Genomic DNA, 15,347 nt, shown 5'->3' on the forward strand with positions numbered 1-15,347 from the left:
CCGGGAACCACGCGCATGGCGCAGGCACATCAGGGCGCGAGACCCCATTTCTCGCATCCCATTCGACAGATTGTGATGATGTTGGTCGCAATAGGTCTGGCCGGGCTGGGCGTTTTCATGGCCTTGCCCTATGTGATGCCGGTGATTGAAGCCAACCCTTACCTGAACGGCTTTATCATTCTGGTGTTCATCATCGGTGTTTTAGCTTGTTTCTATCAGGTGACACAACTGATCGGCTCAGTCCGCTGGATCGAGGCTTTTGTGGGCGGTGTCGTTCATGAAGACGCCCGAACACCGCAATTGCTGGCACCCTTGGCATCCCTGCTGCGCGAACGGGGCGCGCGGTCGCAGATCAGCTCGACCTCGACGCGGTCCATTCTGGATTCGGTCGCTGAACGGGTCGAGGAAGAACGTGAGATCACCCGCTATATCACCAACGTCCTGATCTATCTGGGCCTTTTGGGAACGTTTTTCGGTCTGGCCACCACGGTTCCAGCCATCGTCGACACGATACGCAGCCTCAACCCGCAAGAGGGTGAAGAAGGGCTGGCCGTTTTCAACCGTCTGATGGTCGGGCTGGAGGCACAGTTGCAAGGGATGGGCGTGGCCTTTGGCTCCTCGCTGCTGGGTCTGGCCGGATCGCTGATCGTTGGCCTGTTGGAACTGTTCGCGGGCCACGGACAAAACCGGTTCTACCGCGAGCTTGAGGAATGGCTGTCGTCGATCACTCGCGTTGGGTTCGGGGCCAGCGATGAAGGTGGTGCTGAACTGGCGGTTCTTACGCCGGTGCTGGATGCCATGTCCGAACAGATGAACGCTTTGCAGGATCTGTTTTCTGCGCAAGAGGCTGACCGTGCCGCCGTGTCATCCAAATTGGGCCAATTGGCGGATTCGATTGGCGAAATGAACGTGCGGCAATCCGACAGTGACGGCGTGACGGCAGCTTTGGAACGGGTTGCGCTTGGGCAGGACGCGTTACTGGATCACATGCGCGAACAGGGCACAGGTGAAGGGATGGATGCCGAAAGCCGTATGAGACTGCGCTCGATGGATGTGCAGTTGCTGCGTATCCTCGAAGAAATCTCGGCTGGCCGTCAGGAAAGTATGAGCGAGCTGCGTAAAGATATCGAATTGCTGGTCAAAGCGCTGACCTTACCCCGAGGCGCCGTGCGCACTGCTCCGGAAGGAGAGTAATCCATGGCTCTGTCCCGACGCACAGGTCAACGGTTCCAAGGCTCGGTCTGGCCCGGTTTCGTGGATGCGATTACCGGGCTGCTGATGGTCCTGACTTTTGTGCTGACGATCTTCATGGTCGTGCAGTTTGTGCTGCGGGAAACCATTTCCGGGCAAGAGGATGAGCTGACCGCCCTGTCGGATGAGGTTGCTGCGCTGGCCGGAGCGCTGGGTTTGGAGGAACGGGAAAACAGTCGGTTGCAGGCGCGATTAGGTGTATTGAACTCGACCCTGTCACAAGTCGAGACTGAACTGGTGCAAGCGCAAATTCAGCTGACGGACTTTGAAGCTCAGGTTGCGGCTTTGCTGGTGGAACAAGAGCGTGCGCAAGGTGAAATCGCCGGGTTGGTTGAGGAGCAAGATGCGTTGAACCTGGCCCTGGCGCAAAGCCGGGCCGAGATCGATGAACAAACCGAAGCCGCACGTCTGGCAGCAGCCCAACGCGAAGCGTTGGAAGCCTTGGTCGCTGATCTGGAACAAAACGAGGCGGCGCAGTCCACGCAGATTTCCGAGCTAGAAGAACAACTGAGCGCTGAAGAGGCCGCCAAACTGGCCGAGGCCGCCGCCGCAGAAAACCTGCGCAACCGACTGCAGAATGCGGACGCTGAACTGACGGCCATGACCCTTGCGCTGGAAGCGCAGCGGAAAGAGGCCGAGGATACATTGACCTTGCTGGCCGCCGCACAGGCCGCAAAGGCCGAGCTGGAACGACAGTTTGGTGCTTTGAATGCTGAAGATCTGCAAGCCCGGCTTGAGGCAGCCTTGGCAGCCCGGACCGAGGCACAGGCTGAAGCACAGGAGCAACGCTCTTTGGCCGAAGAACGCGCGGCCCTTCTGGCCGTGGCGCGTGATACGCTGTCGAATGAACAGGCAATTTCGGAAAAAGCGCAGCGTGAAACTGCGTTACTGAATCAGCAAATGGCGGCGCTGCGCGAACAATTGGGTGGGTTGCAGGCGCTGCTGGACGATTATCAGGAACGCAACGCTGCAGCCGATATCCGTATCCAGACGCTGGGGCAGGATCTGAACGCCGCGCTTGCCCGGGCTGCCTCGGAAGAACGTCGTCGTCGATTACTGGAAGAGGCCGAGCGCATCCGACTTGAAGCCGAGACCGAAGAGCTGGCCGCGCAGGCTGAGGACCTTCAGCGCTATCGCTCTGAATTCTTCGGTCGCTTGCGCGATGTTCTTGGCGATGAAGAAGGCGTACGGATCGAGGGTGACCGGTTTGTATTTTCGTCCGAGGTGTTGTTCGATACGGGGTCGGCTGTTTTGTCGCCGATTGGGCGACAAGAAGTCGCCAAGGTGGCCAGTATCCTGCGCAGTGTGGCGGCAGAAATCCCCGAAGGTTTGAATTGGGTAATCCGGGTCGATGGCCACACGGACAATGTGCCTTTAGCCGGGACGGGCCGGTATCGCGACAATTGGGAACTCAGCCAAGGCCGGGCGCTGTCGGTCGTGCGCTATATGGTCGAGGCGCTGGGTATCCCGCCTGGCCGGCTTGCCGCCAACGGGTTTGGTGAATTCCAGCCGGTGAACCCGGCTGATACGCCCGAAGCCCGCGCCCAGAACCGCCGGATCGAGCTGAAGCTGACCGAGCGGTAACGGTGCGCCCTCGTCCAGTTTATGCTGTAGAAGCCAGATCTATTTGCGCTTACCTGTTCGCGGTTCCTGTTTCTTTGCCAAGCCGCTACCCGCCAAAAAAAACGCCCGCCAACTTACGTTGACGGACGCTTAAAACTGGTTTGATGCTCTGATCAGTCAGCGGTCAGCAATGGGGGCTTGTCCCCTGGAATCCGCGGTTGATCGGGACCAAAGATTTCTAGGTTCAACTCGCCTTTTTTGACCGAGACACGGACTACACCACCCTTGGCCAGTTTACCAAACAGCAATTCCTCGGCCAGAGGTTTCTTGATGTGCTCCTGGATCACGCGACCCAGCGGGCGTGCGCCCATCTTGTCGTCATAGCCCTTGTCGGCCAGCCATTCGGCGGCTTTGGGCGTCAGGTCAATGGTTACACCACGATCCAGCAACTGCGCCTCAAGCTGCAGGACGAATTTCTCGACCACCTGCAGGATGACCTCTTTCGGCAGCGGCGCGAACGAGATCACAGCGTCCAGACGGTTGCGGAATTCCGGCGTGAACATGCGTTCGATCGCGGCGGTATCCTCGCCCTCGCGGCGGTCACGGGCAAAGCCAATGGCGGCCTTGGCTTGTTCCTGTGCGCCAGCGTTAGAGGTCATGATCAAAACGACGTTGCGGAAATTCACCGTGCGGCCGTTGTGATCGGTCAGCTCACCGTGGTCCATCACCTGCAACAGGATGTTGAACACGTCCGGGTGTGCTTTCTCGATCTCGTCCAATAGCAGAACGCAATGCGGATGCTGGTCGACGCCGTCGGTCAGCAGACCACCCTGATCGAACCCGACATAACCCGGAGGCGCACCGATCAGACGACTGACCGCGTGTTTCTCCATATATTCCGACATGTCGAAACGCAGCAGTTCCACACCCAACGTGTCCGCCAGTTGTTTCGCTACTTCGGTCTTACCCACACCGGTCGGACCAGCGAAAAGATAGTTACCGATAGGCTTTTCAGGCTCGCGCAGCCCGGCACGGGCCAATTTGATCGCGCTGGCAAGTGCGTCAATGGCAACGTCCTGACCGAACACCACCCGTTTCAGCGAGGCTTCGAGATCTTTCAGAACCTCGGCATCGTCCTTGGTGACGTTCTTGGGCGGAATGCGCGCGATCTTGGCAACCACGGCCTCGATCTCTTTCACACCGATGGTCTTGCGGCGTTTGCTTTCCGCGACCAGATGCTGCGCGGCACCGGCCTCATCAATCACGTCGATGGCTTTGTCGGGCAGTTTACGGTCGTTGATATAACGCGCCGACAGTTCCACGGCGGTTTTGATCGCATCCGCGGTGTATTTGATCTCGTGATGTTTTTCGAAATAGGGCTTCAGACCGCGCAGGATTTTCACGCTATCTTCAACCGAAGGTTCATTCACGTCGATCTTCTGGAAGCGGCGGCTGAGCGCGCGGTCTTTTTCGAAATGCTGACGGAACTCTTTGTAGGTGGTCGAGCCCATGGTGCGCAGCTTGCCGCCCTGCAGGGCAGGCTTCAGCAGGTTCGACGCATCCATCGCGCCGCCCGAAGTGGCACCGGCACCGATCACAGTGTGAATTTCGTCAATAAACAGCACGGCGTCGGGGTGATCTTCCAGCTCGGTCACGACCGCCTTCAACCGTTCCTCGAAATCACCGCGATAGCGGGTACCCGCAAGCAGTGCGCCCATGTCCAGCGAATAGATGGTGGTGTTCGACAGCACATCGGGTGCTTCGCCGCCCACAATCTTAAACGCCAGGCCCTCGGCAATGGCCGTTTTGCCTACGCCGGGGTCACCTACCAGAAGCGGATTGTTCTTGCGGCGGCGGCACAACACCTGAATGCAGCGCTCAACCTCATCGGCGCGGCCAATCAGGGGGTCGACATCGCCTGCGCGCGATTTGGCGTTCAGATCAATGCAGTATTTCCCAAGCGCGCTTTCTTTCTGGTCGCCTTCTCCGCCGCTGGACTGGACCTCTTCCTCGACCTGATCAGCACCGGATACCGAGCGATTTTCGCCATAAGCAGGATCTTTGGCCACACCATGTGCGATGAAATTCACCGCATCATAGCGGGTCATGTCCTGTTCTTGCAGGAAATAGGCCGCGTTGCTTTCGCGTTCGGCAAAGATGGCGACCAATACATTGGCTCCGGTGACTTCGGTGCGACCCGAACTTTGCACGTGGATCGCGGCCCGCTGAATGACGCGCTGGAAAGCGGCGGTCGGCACGGCCTCGGACCCATCAATGTCTGTGACCAGATTAGACAGGTCTTCGTCGATGAATTCGACCAATGTACTGCGCAATTCCTCCAGATCGACACTGCAGGCTTTCATGACGCGGATGGCATCGGGTTCTTCCAGCAGCGCCAGCAGCAGATGTTCCAGCGTTGCGAATTCATGTCGCCGTTCATTCGCAGCCGCAAGGGCAGCGTGGATGGCTTGTTCTAGTGTGCTCGAGAATGAAGGCACGCGGGTGCTCCTCTGTCTTGGGTCGAAAGGGGCAGGATGAGGCCCCGGTTCAACCATGTCCTCATACTATTAGAGTTTGGTTGATCGTGGCCCGGCTTCAAGGGTTTTCTTTCACTTGACAGTCAAATTTCACGTGACCGTTGCCGTGAAAGACGCGAAATAAGGCCTAGAAACGGTCTTTTCTAGCCCTGATTTCGGCGAAGACTGCAGTCGGATCGGTGTTTTGCATGTCCAGATGGGCCTGAATCGCTGGATCAGTGGCGCGCAAAAACGGGTTTGTGGCCTTTTCCAACGCCAGACTCGATGGAACTGTGGGCTTTCCGGCGGCGCGGGCAGTGTCGATATCCGCCATGCGTTGCTGCAGTGCGGCGTTGTTCGGATCGACCGTGATGGCGAATTTAGCGTTGGATCGCGTATATTCGTGACCCGAGTACACGATTGTTTCATCGGGCAGGGCGGCCAGTTTGGAAAGAGAGTCCCACATTTGCGGTGCGGTGCCCTCGAACAGGCGGCCACAGCCCAAGGCCATAAGGCTGTCTGCGGTGAAAACGGCAGAGCTTTGTGGCATGTAATATGCAACATGGCCGATCGTGTGGCCGGATACATCCAGAACTTGCACCGGTTCGCCCCCAATCTCGAACGAGTCGCCCTCGGCCACTTGCTGGTCCAGCGGGGGCAGGCGGTGCGCGTCGGCGGCGGCACCGATAACTTTGGGTGAGTGTTTTTCCAGAATACCGGCCAACCCGTCGATGTGATCCCAATGATGATGGGTTAGCAATACGTGGCTTAGCGCCCAGTCGCGCGCGTTCAGTTCTGCCAGAATCGGCCCGGCTTCGGGGGCGTCGATCAGGGCAGTCTGGCCACTGGCTGCATCATGCGCCAGAAAAGCATAGTTATCGCTGAGACACGGGATGGTGACGATCTCAAGAGGCATGGCCTTTTGCCCTTTCGTTGCTAGACTGCGCCCAGCTAATCCGATTGACTGGGTGTCCGCAATGCATCTTGATGTGCAGGATCTGAGGAATTTCTACTACCGCAGCACATTGGGCCGCGCGGCGCAGACCGCTATTCGTGGTCGGCTGACACAATTGTGGCCCGAGGCCAAGGGTCAAACCGTCGCGGGCTTTGGATTTGCAGTACCGCTGTTGCGACCGTATCTGGCGGATGCGCGGCGGGTGATCGGGTTGATGCCGGGGCCACAAGGGGTCATGCCATGGCCCGCCGGAATGCCCAATGTTTCGGTGCTGACCGAAGAGACGCTCTGGCCGATTGAAACCGGGCATGTGGACAAGTTGGTCGTGATGCACGGGTTGGAAACCTCGGGGCAGCCCAGCGAGTTGCTGAATGAATGCTGGCGGGTCCTTGGCCCAGGTGGGCGCGCGATTTTCGTTGTGCCGAACCGGGCCGGGCTGTGGTCGCGTTCAGATCGAACGCCCTTTGGATTCGGGCGCCCGTATTCGGCGTCGCAGTTGGAAAGCCAGCTCAAGGCGCATCACTTCATTCCCGAAGGCCATTGCTCGGCTTTGTATATGCCGCCTTCGTTTCGCCGGTTCTGGTTGAAATCGGGCAGTTTGATCGAGAAAACCGGTCAGCGCATGCCAACGGTGATGGCAGGGGGCGTTCTGATGGTAGAGGTCACCAAGCACATCCGCCCCCCCAGCGGCAGCGTCACCAAAGATACCGAACGCCGCCCGATCAAGGCGCTAGACGGTCTGTTGAAGCCAGCATAGCATCTTGTGTCGATTTGGGACGTTTCAAAGCCCGAATTAGCGGGAAATAGGTCACAGGAATCGCAAAAACCTACACTTTCGTAACATTTTTCCTGTCTTCCAGCCGGACAAAAGGGTCGCACCTTCCGTAAGTGGTTGAAACAAAACATTTTGTGGATAAAGTGCTTGCCGTGATAATATATTGCTAGCTTGGTTCGGCTCTGCTACATCCCCGGTGATTTTGATCCCCGGCCGTCTGGGCGGGGTTTCCTCACGCCCCCGTGGTAGCGGCCGCTACTCAAAATCGGGGCCTCAAATATCGGAAGGGTGGACGTGTCCGAACCAGCTTCGATTTCCACTGGCATTGCTGAGCGCTATGCCACCGCGATCTTTGAGATCGCCAAAGAGAATAATGACCTTGCAGGTCTGGAAACCGGCATCAATGATTTGGCAGCAGCTTTGGGCGAAAGCGCCGACTTGCGCGACCTGATTGCATCGCCGCTGGTATCCCGCGCCGAACAGGAAGCAGCGATTACCGCGATTGCCGACAAGATGGGTCTGCATACCATCTTGCGCAACACGCTGGGTCTGATGGCCGAGAAGCGCCGCCTGTTTGTTATTCCGCAACTGGTGCAGGTTCTGCGCGACATGCTGGCAGACGAACGCGGCGAAGTGACCGCCGATGTCGCATCTGCCAAGGCGCTGACCAAGACGCAAATGGATAAACTGTCCAAAACGCTGTCCGAGCGTGTGGGCAAGACCGTGACAATCAATGCGACCGTTGATGAAAGCCTCATCGGCGGTCTTGTCGTTAAAGTGGGCTCGAAAATGATCGATAGCTCGATCCGTTCGAAGCTCAACTCCCTACAGAATGCAATGAAAGAGGTCGGATAAATGGGAATCCAAGCTGCAGAGATTTCTGCAATCCTGAAGGACCAGATCAAGAATTTTGGTCAGGAAGCCGAAGTAGCCGAGATCGGCCGTGTGCTGAGCGTCGGTGACGGGATTGCCCGTGTGTACGGCCTGGACAACGTGCAAGCCGGTGAAATGGTCGAATTCCCCGGCGGCATCATGGGTATGGCGCTGAACCTGGAAAGCGACAACGTGGGTGTCGTTATCTTCGGTTCCGACCGCGACATCAAAGAAGGTGACACTGTTAAGCGCACCAACTCGATCGTGGACGTTCCGATTGGTGATGAGCTGCTGGGCCGCGTTGTTGACGGTCTGGGCAACCCGCTGGACGGCAAAGGCCCGATCAACGCAACCAAGCGTGGCGTTGCAGACGTCAAAGCACCGGGCATCATCCCGCGTAAATCGGTTCACGAGCCGATGGCAACCGGCCTGAAATCGGTTGACGCGATGATCCCGATTGGTCGTGGCCAGCGTGAGCTGATCATTGGTGACCGTCAGACCGGTAAAACTGCCGTTGCTCTGGACGCGATCTTGAACCAGAAAACCTACAACGAAGCAGCAGGCGACGACGAGTCGAAGAAGCTGTACTGCGTTTACGTCGCGATTGGTCAAAAACGTTCGACCGTTGCGCAGCTGGTGAAGAAACTGGAAGAGTCCGGCGCAATTGATTACTCAATCGTTGTGGCCGCAACCGCGTCCGACCCGGCGCCGATGCAGTTCCTGGCCCCTTATGCCGCAACCGCAATGGCTGAGTACTTCCGTGACAACGGTCGCCATGCGCTGATCATCTATGATGACCTGTCGAAACAGGCGGTTTCGTATCGTCAGATGTCGCTGCTGCTGCGTCGTCCGCCCGGACGTGAAGCTTATCCTGGCGACGTTTTTTATCTCCACTCCCGCCTGTTGGAGCGTTCGGCAAAGCTGAACGAAGACTTCGGTGCCGGTTCGCTGACTGCTCTGCCGGTTATCGAAACGCAAGGTGGCGACGTTTCGGCGTTTATTCCGACCAACGTGATCTCGATCACCGACGGCCAGATCTTCCTGGAAACTGAACTGTTCTATCAGGGCATCCGTCCTGCTGTGAACACCGGTCTGTCGGTTTCGCGTGTGGGCTCTTCGGCTCAGACCAACTCGATGAAGTCGGTTGCCGGTCCCGTTAAGCTGGAACTGGCTCAGTACCGCGAAATGGCTGCCTTTGCGCAGTTCGGTTCTGACCTCGACGCCGCAACCCAGCAGCTGCTGAACCGTGGTGCGCGTCTGACCGAGCTGATGAAACAGCCCCAGTACTCGCCGCTGACCAACGCTGAAATCGTCTGCGTCATCTTCGCCGGTACCAACGGTTACCTCGACAAGATCGACGTGTCCGATGTTGGCCGTTACGAAGCTGGCCTGCTGGCGCACCTGCGTGGCAAGCACGCGGATCTGCTTCAGTGGATCACGGACGAAGATCCCAAGATCAAGGGTGATGCTTCCGACAAGATCAAGGCTGCGCTGGACGAATACGCCGCAACCTTCGCTTAAGGGAGAGGCGGGCATATGCCAAATCTTAAGGACCTTAAAAACAGGATCGAGTCGGTCAAATCGACCCGCAAGATCACCAAGGCCATGCAGATGGTCGCGGCTGCAAAACTGCGCCGCGCCCAGGAATCTGCCGAAGCCTCGCGCCCCTATGCCGAACGGTTCAATGCCGTGATGGCGGGGCTGGCGGCTTCGGTCGGGGGCAGCGACAGCGCCCCCAAGCTGCTCCGTGGTACGGGCAGTGATGATGTCCATCTGCTGGTTGTCATGACAGCTGAACGCGGCCTGTGTGGCGGCTTCAACTCGAACATCGCCAAGCTGGCCCGTCAAAAGGCGGACGAGCTGCGCGCCAAAGGCAAGACGATCAAAGTTCTGACCGTCGGCAAAAAAGGCCGCGACGCGCTCAAGCGTGATTTTGGCGATCTGTTCGTTGGACATATCGACCTGAGCGAGGTCAAGCGTCTGGGCTATACCAACGCGCAAGACATCGCAAAGGACGTCCTGTCGCGCTTTGACGGGGGTGAGTTCGACGTTGCCACGATCTTCTACTCGAAGTTCGTCAACGTTGTGACCCAGATCCCGACGGCACAGCAGGTCATCCCCGCCTCGTTCGAGGAAACCGAGGGTGACGACAGCGGTGCTGTTTTCGACTATGAGCCCAGCGAAGAGGCCATTCTGGCCGACCTGCTGCCCAAGGGGGTTGCGACCGCGATCTTCTCGGCTCTGCTCGAAAATGGAGCGTCTGAACAGGGTGCACGGATGTCCGCAATGGACAACGCGACACGTAACGCGGGTGAAATGATCGACAAGCTGACGATCCAGTTCAACCGCTCGCGTCAGGCCGTGATCACCAACGAGCTGATTGAAATTATTTCCGGCGCCGAAGCGCTGTAAGAAAACCGGAGACAACAATATGGCGAATGCAAAAGGCAAAGTCACACAGATCATCGGGGCCGTCGTCGACGTGCACTTCGAAGATCAGCTGCCTGAAATTCTGAACGCGCTGGAAACCGAAAACAACGGCAAGCGCCTGGTACTGGAAGTTGCCCAGCACCTGGGAGAAAACACCGTCCGCACCATCGCGATGGACGCGACCGAAGGTCTGGTCCGCGGTGCGGAAGTCACTGACATGGGCGCGCCGATTTCGGTGCCAGTCGGTAATGCCACCCTGGGCCGTATCCTGAACGTTGTCGGCGAGCCGATCGACGAAAAAGGCCCGGTTGAAGCAACCGAAACCCGCGGGATCCACCAGCCTGCGCCGACTTTCGCGGAACAGTCGACTGAGTCGGAAGTTCTGGTTACCGGCATCAAGGTTGTGGACCTGCTGGCCCCTTACGCCAAAGGCGGTAAGATCGGCCTGTTCGGCGGCGCCGGCGTTGGTAAAACCGTTCTGATCATGGAACTGATCAACAACATCGCAAAAGTGCACTCGGGCTTCTCGGTGTTTGCGGGTGTTGGTGAACGGACCCGTGAAGGGAACGACCTGTACCACGAGATGATCGAATCGAACGTTATTAAACCAGACAACCTGTCAGAATCGCAGGTGGCCCTCGTTTACGGCCAGATGAACGAACCTCCGGGAGCACGTGCACGTGTTGCTCTGACCGGTCTGACTTTGGCCGAGCAGTTCCGCGACCAGTCCGGTACTGACGTTCTGTTCTTCGTCGACAACATCTTCCGCTTCACGCAGGCGGGTTCCGAGGTCTCGGCTCTGCTGGGTCGTATTCCTTCGGCGGTGGGCTACCAGCCAACGTTGGCCACCGACATGGGCGCCCTGCAGGAACGCATCACCTCGACCAAGTCGGGCTCGATCACCTCTGTTCAGGCGATCTACGTGCCTGCGGACGACCTTACCGACCCCGCGCCGGCAACCTCGTTCGCTCACTTGGATGCGACCACTGTTCTTAACCGTGCGATCTCGGAAAAGGGTATCTACCCGGCGGTTGACCCGCTCGACTCGACCTCGCGTTTGCTCGACCCGGCCATCGTTGGTGAAGAGCACTACAAGGTTGCGACCGACGTTCAGCAGATCCTCCAGCGCTATAAGTCGCTGCAGGATATCATCGCCATCCTCGGCATGGACGAACTGTCGGAAGAGGACAAGCTGACCGTGGCCCGTGCCCGTAAGATCGAACGCTTCATGTCGCAGCCGTTCGACGTGGCACAGGTCTTCACCGGTTCGCCAGGCGTTCAGGTCCCTCTGGATGTCACTATCGCGTCGTTCAAGGCCGTTGTGGCCGGCGAATACGATCACCTGCCCGAAGCGGCCTTCCTGATGGTTGGCGGCATCGATGATGTGATCGCCAAAGCGGAAAAGATGGCCGCAGAAGCCGCCTAAGGAGTATCCCTGATGGCAAACACGATGCAATTCGACCTGGTCAGCCCCGAACGGAGCTTAGCTTCGCTCAGCGCGACCGCGGTCCAGATTCCCGGCGCGGACGGGGACATGACGGCAATGCCCGATCATGCCCCAACCATCACTACGCTGCGCCCGGGCATCCTGAAGGTCGAGGCACCCGAAGGGTCCAGCGAATACCTGGTCACCGGCGGGTTTGCCCAGATCAATGGCGATGGCCTGTCGGTTCTGGCCGAAAAGGCCATTCCGGTTGCCGAAGTGACACGCTCACACCTGGACGATCTGATCGCCGAGGCGCGTGCGTCACACGAGGCAGCGAAGGAAGGCGATGATCAGTCCATCGTCGACGACGCTGCCAAGCTGCTGGCCGATATGGAAGCCCTTGGAACGCATATGAGCCTGTAAGGCTCTGACAATTCATGAAATTTAAACGGCTCCGCCTGCGCGGGGCCGTTTTTTTGTCGTGATTTTGCCGGGGCTGCAGGATAAGTATAGCGGATACAAAGACAAAGACATCAAAATGAAGACTTTTCGAACCCATCCCATTGGTATCGACCAGGGCGAGGCAGTGCTGTTTTCCGATTTCGCTGATGGCGGCGATATGTGGACAGGCGAGGGGCCACGCGAGCGGAGATCGGCCATCGCATTCAGTCAGCCGTTTCGATCTGCACCGGTGGTTCAGATTGGCGTGTCGCTGTGGGATGTGGATACGTCCTCAGCTTTGCGTGCGGAGGTTACGACCGCGGACATAACAACTGACGGCTTTATCGCCGTCTTCCGCACATGGTCAGATACACGAATTGCGAGAATACGGGTGACATGGGCTGCCATCGGTGAGGTCGCACATGAGGACGATTGGGATATTTCCTAAGTAGTTTTCGATTTCTACCAAAAAAAACATCAGTTTGGTTTTCATGCGGCTGTTTCTCAAATCCCCTGCGCTCATCTTTGCTGTTTTTCTGGCAGGACTTCTCGGGATGCTACTTTGGCCAGAGCCGAAACTTCCGGAACTTGCGCGAGACCTTTCTCCCAATTTTGAAGAAGGACAGGAGCAATTCCGCGCGCGAGTAGCCGACGCAATTGAGGTGCCTCTTCCCGAGGGCGAATTGATCGAACTACTTATAGAGCAAGGTTTTAGATTGAGCGAATCCGATCGTATGGCAGGCGTTACGCGTAGCCGTTTCCCCTGTCAGCTGCATTGGAGGATTCGCTGGAATGCACAGGCTGGAATTGTACATGAAGTTGCAGCGAACTACGGGTCAGCCTGTTTGTAGGTCGTGCAACTATCTTTTCGGCAATAGTGGTTATGCCTCGATCATATCCACGCGTGTGGCATGACGACCGCCTTCGAATTCGGCAGTCAGAAAGGCATCGACGATATCCAACGCTTGGCCCTCGCCAACAACGCGTGCGCCGATGGACAGCATATTGGCGTCGTTGTGCTGACGGATCATGCGGGCCGAAAACGCGTCTGAGCAGACGCCACAGCGGATACCGGGCACTTTGTTGGCGGCCATCATGATGCCCTGGCCAGTGCCGCACAGAACAATCCCCAACTGGCAATCGCCCGAAGCCACAGACTGTGCGGCGGCTTTGCCGTGCAGGGGGTAGTGGGTGCTTTCAGGGGTAGTTGGGCCGATATCGACCACGTCCCATCCCTGCGCTGCAATGTGATTGGCAACGGCCTGGCGCAACTCGATGGCGGCGTGGTCGCTGGAGAGAACGATGCGTTTGGTGGCGGTCACGGGAATGTCCTGCCTTTGTTTCTGTGAAAGCTATATGGGCGGCCTACAGGGCCGCCCACCCGAATTAGTCCATATTGTACATGGATTCGTAGATCGGGATCAGGGTCTTGTCCTCGAACAACGACGACACGCTGGTGCCGTTCCAGATGTTCAGGATCGCCTGCGTAAAGATCGGTGCGGTCGGTACAATGCGGATGTTCTCGGCCTTACCAATCTCTTTGGTGGGCTGAATCGTGTCGGTCAGCACCAGCGACTTCATTACCGAGTTGGTCACACGTTCGACCGCCGGGCCGCTCATGACGCCATGGGTGATGTAAGAGTGCACCTCTTTCGCGCCATTATCCATCAACACCTGCGCTGCTTTGCACAGTGTTCCGGCAGTGTCGCACATGTCGTCCACGATCAGGCAGATCTTGTCTTTGACGTCGCCGATCACGGTCATTTCGGCCACTTCACCGGCCTTTTCACGGCGTTTGTCGACGATTGACAGCGGGGCGTTGATGCGTTTGGCAAGCTCGCGCGCGCGGGCTACGCCGCCCACGTCGGGCGAGACGACCATAAGCTCATCCAGGCTGTCCTTGAACTGATGCTTCACATCCAGCGCAAAGATCGGCGAGGCATAGAGGTTGTCGACAGGCATGTCGAAGAACCCCTGAATTTGCGCGGCATGCAGGTCCATGGTCAGAATCCGCTCGATCCCGGCACCGGTCAGCATGTTGGCGACCAGTTTGGCACTGATCGGCGTGCGTGCCTTGGTCCGGCGATCTTGACGGGCATAGCCGAAATAGGGGATCACCGCGGTGATGCGCTGTGCCGAAGACCGACGTAGCGCGTCGGCAATGATCAGCAGTTCCATCAGGTTGTCATTGGCGGGGTTCGAGGTCGGTTGGACGATGAACATATCCTCGCCACGTACGTTTTCGAACACTTCGACGAAAATCTCGCCATCATTGAACCGTTCGACCCGCGCATCGACTAGACCCTGATCGACGCCGCGATACAGGCTCATGCGGCGAGCAATGGATTCGGCAAGCGGAAGATTGGCGTTCCCAGCGATAAGCTTGGGTTCGTTGAGTGTCGGCATCGGCTGAGGTCCCCGGGCAGCAAAGGCAAATGTGACAGATTCGTGATGTTGACACCGCTTAGCATGGCCTTACCGTCCAGCAAAGGTAACGCAGCGGAGAAAGTGCACATGCCCACCATTGACTACTATTTTGCGACAATTTCGCCATTCACCTATTTGGCAAGTGAGCGGCTTGAGAAGGTCGCGGCCAAGCATGGTGCAACGATCAACTACAAGCCGCTGGATATCATGGCGCTGTTCGGACGAACGGGGGGTACACCTCCCAAGGATCGGCATCCGTCGCGCAATGAATACAGGGCGCAGGAATTGCTGCGTCAATCTAGGAACCTGGGAATGGATTTTAATCTGCAGCCAGCGCATTGGCCGACTAATATGGCGCCGTCGTCTTATGCGGTGATTGCGGCGGTGAAGGATGGGTCAGGCGATGTAGGCAAGTTGGTACAGTCGCTTTTGCGTGCCTGCTGGGCCGAACAAAAGGACATCGCGCAGGATGACGTGATCCGCGATTGCCTTTCGCAGGCTGGGTTTGATCCGAACCTTGCCGATAGTGGCCTGCTGATCGGGGCCGAGACCTATGCCGCCAATCTGGAAGAGGCCGTTGAACGTGGCGTCTTTGGGGCGCCGTTCTACATTACCGAGGATGGGCAACGCTTTTGGGGGCAAGACCGCCTGGATGATCTGGACCGGCACCTGACCGAAGCCAAGAGCTGA

The 15,347-nt window shown here is 57.8% G+C and carries 14 protein-coding genes; 10 read left to right on the plus strand and 4 right to left on the minus strand.

Annotated elements, in window-relative coordinates:
• Positions 1 to 15 precede the first annotated feature (15 nt).
• Together RUE5091_RS00930 and RUE5091_RS00935 are read left to right on the plus strand one after the other, a co-directional pair.
• Entirely contained in the window at positions 16 to 1,194 is a 1,179-nt protein-coding gene (locus tag RUE5091_RS00930; protein ID WP_058280006.1) for a hypothetical protein, read from the plus strand.
• 3 nt (positions 1,195 to 1,197) lie between these two features.
• Positions 1,198 to 2,835 carry a peptidoglycan -binding protein gene (locus RUE5091_RS00935; protein WP_058280007.1) on the plus strand — a complete coding sequence of 546 codons (1,638 nt, stop codon included), beginning with the start codon at positions 1,198 to 1,200 and terminating at the stop codon, positions 2,833 to 2,835.
• Between the two features lie 152 nt (positions 2,836 to 2,987).
• Here the strand turns inward: RUE5091_RS00935 and clpA are convergent, their stop codons facing one another.
• Both clpA and gloB read right to left on the minus strand, forming a co-directional pair.
• Positions 2,988 to 5,312, minus strand: coding sequence for an ATP-dependent Clp protease ATP-binding subunit ClpA (gene clpA, locus RUE5091_RS00940; protein WP_058280008.1), 2,325 nt, complete (start codon positions 5,310 to 5,312; stop codon positions 2,988 to 2,990).
• Positions 5,313 to 5,478: 166 nt separating this feature from the next.
• On the minus strand, positions 5,479 to 6,246 hold the full coding sequence (gene gloB / locus RUE5091_RS00945; protein ID WP_058280009.1) for a hydroxyacylglutathione hydrolase: 768 nt from the start codon (positions 6,244 to 6,246) through the stop codon (positions 5,479 to 5,481).
• 61 nt (positions 6,247 to 6,307) lie between these two features.
• On the opposite strand from gloB, the gene RUE5091_RS00950 reads away from it, so the two are divergent.
• The 7 genes from RUE5091_RS00950 (at position 6,308) to RUE5091_RS00980 (ending at position 12,678) form a co-directional block, all read left to right on the plus strand.
• On the plus strand, positions 6,308 to 7,042 hold the full coding sequence (locus tag RUE5091_RS00950) for a class I SAM-dependent methyltransferase (RefSeq protein ID WP_058280010.1): 735 nt from the start codon (positions 6,308 to 6,310) through the stop codon (positions 7,040 to 7,042).
• 312 nt (positions 7,043 to 7,354) lie between these two features.
• Complete coding sequence (locus tag RUE5091_RS00955; RefSeq protein ID WP_058280011.1) at positions 7,355 to 7,915, plus strand: F0F1 ATP synthase subunit delta; 561 nt, start codon at positions 7,355 to 7,357, stop codon at positions 7,913 to 7,915.
• Positions 7,916 to 9,454 (plus strand): F0F1 ATP synthase subunit alpha, encoded by a 1,539-nt coding sequence (gene atpA, locus RUE5091_RS00960; protein WP_058280012.1) that lies wholly within the window; start codon positions 7,916 to 7,918, stop codon positions 9,452 to 9,454.
• Positions 9,455 to 9,469: 15 nt separating this feature from the next.
• Positions 9,470 to 10,345 (plus strand): F0F1 ATP synthase subunit gamma, encoded by an 876-nt coding sequence (locus RUE5091_RS00965; protein ID WP_058280013.1) that lies wholly within the window; start codon positions 9,470 to 9,472, stop codon positions 10,343 to 10,345.
• Positions 10,346 to 10,364: 19 nt separating this feature from the next.
• On the plus strand, positions 10,365 to 11,789 hold the full coding sequence (gene atpD, locus RUE5091_RS00970) for a F0F1 ATP synthase subunit beta (RefSeq protein WP_058280014.1): 1,425 nt from the start codon (positions 10,365 to 10,367) through the stop codon (positions 11,787 to 11,789).
• A gap of 12 nt (positions 11,790 to 11,801) precedes the next feature.
• Positions 11,802 to 12,212 (plus strand): F0F1 ATP synthase subunit epsilon, encoded by a 411-nt coding sequence (locus tag RUE5091_RS00975; protein WP_058280015.1) that lies wholly within the window; start codon positions 11,802 to 11,804, stop codon positions 12,210 to 12,212.
• 115 nt (positions 12,213 to 12,327) lie between these two features.
• Complete coding sequence (locus RUE5091_RS00980; RefSeq protein WP_058280344.1) at positions 12,328 to 12,678, plus strand: H-type lectin domain-containing protein; 351 nt, start codon at positions 12,328 to 12,330, stop codon at positions 12,676 to 12,678.
• A gap of 433 nt (positions 12,679 to 13,111) precedes the next feature.
• Here the strand turns inward: RUE5091_RS00980 and rpiB are convergent, their stop codons facing one another.
• The gene (rpiB, locus tag RUE5091_RS00990; RefSeq protein ID WP_058280017.1) at positions 13,112 to 13,552 is read right to left on the minus strand and encodes a ribose 5-phosphate isomerase B; all 441 of its coding nucleotides are present in this window, start codon (positions 13,550 to 13,552) and stop codon (positions 13,112 to 13,114) included.
• A gap of 64 nt (positions 13,553 to 13,616) precedes the next feature.
• Complete coding sequence (locus RUE5091_RS00995) at positions 13,617 to 14,636, minus strand: ribose-phosphate pyrophosphokinase (RefSeq protein ID WP_058280018.1); 1,020 nt, start codon at positions 14,634 to 14,636, stop codon at positions 13,617 to 13,619.
• 108 nt (positions 14,637 to 14,744) lie between these two features.
• Between RUE5091_RS00995 and RUE5091_RS01000 the strand changes: the two genes are divergently transcribed.
• Positions 14,745 to 15,347: a 2-hydroxychromene-2-carboxylate isomerase gene (locus RUE5091_RS01000; RefSeq protein ID WP_058280345.1), complete on the plus strand. Its 603-nt coding sequence runs from the start codon at positions 14,745 to 14,747 to the stop codon at positions 15,345 to 15,347.

It is taken from the genome of Ruegeria denitrificans, from assembly GCF_001458295.1.
In the GTDB taxonomy this organism is placed as follows: domain Bacteria; phylum Pseudomonadota; class Alphaproteobacteria; order Rhodobacterales; family Rhodobacteraceae; genus Ruegeria; species Ruegeria denitrificans.

What these genes read in the sequence shown, in the direction of transcription:
- RUE5091_RS00930 (WP_058280006.1), top strand. Translation starts at nt 16, where the DNA reads ATGGCGCAGGCACATCAGGGCGCGAGACCCCATTTCTCGCATCCCATT.
- RUE5091_RS00935 (WP_058280007.1), top strand. Translation starts at nt 1,198, where the DNA reads ATGGCTCTGTCCCGACGCACAGGTCAACGGTTCCAAGGCTCGGTCTGG.
- gloB (WP_058280009.1), bottom strand. Translation starts at nt 6,246, where the DNA reads ATGCCTCTTGAGATCGTCACCATCCCGTGTCTCAGCGATAACTATGCT.
- RUE5091_RS00950 (WP_058280010.1), top strand. Translation starts at nt 6,308, where the DNA reads ATGCATCTTGATGTGCAGGATCTGAGGAATTTCTACTACCGCAGCACA.
- atpA (WP_058280012.1), top strand. Translation starts at nt 7,916, where the DNA reads ATGGGAATCCAAGCTGCAGAGATTTCTGCAATCCTGAAGGACCAGATC.
- RUE5091_RS00965 (WP_058280013.1), top strand. Translation starts at nt 9,470, where the DNA reads ATGCCAAATCTTAAGGACCTTAAAAACAGGATCGAGTCGGTCAAATCG.
- atpD (WP_058280014.1), top strand. Translation starts at nt 10,365, where the DNA reads ATGGCGAATGCAAAAGGCAAAGTCACACAGATCATCGGGGCCGTCGTC.
- RUE5091_RS00975 (WP_058280015.1), top strand. Translation starts at nt 11,802, where the DNA reads ATGGCAAACACGATGCAATTCGACCTGGTCAGCCCCGAACGGAGCTTA.
- RUE5091_RS00980 (WP_058280344.1), top strand. Translation starts at nt 12,328, where the DNA reads ATGAAGACTTTTCGAACCCATCCCATTGGTATCGACCAGGGCGAGGCA.
- RUE5091_RS00995 (WP_058280018.1), bottom strand. Translation starts at nt 14,636, where the DNA reads ATGCCGACACTCAACGAACCCAAGCTTATCGCTGGGAACGCCAATCTT.
- RUE5091_RS01000 (WP_058280345.1), top strand. Translation starts at nt 14,745, where the DNA reads ATGCCCACCATTGACTACTATTTTGCGACAATTTCGCCATTCACCTAT.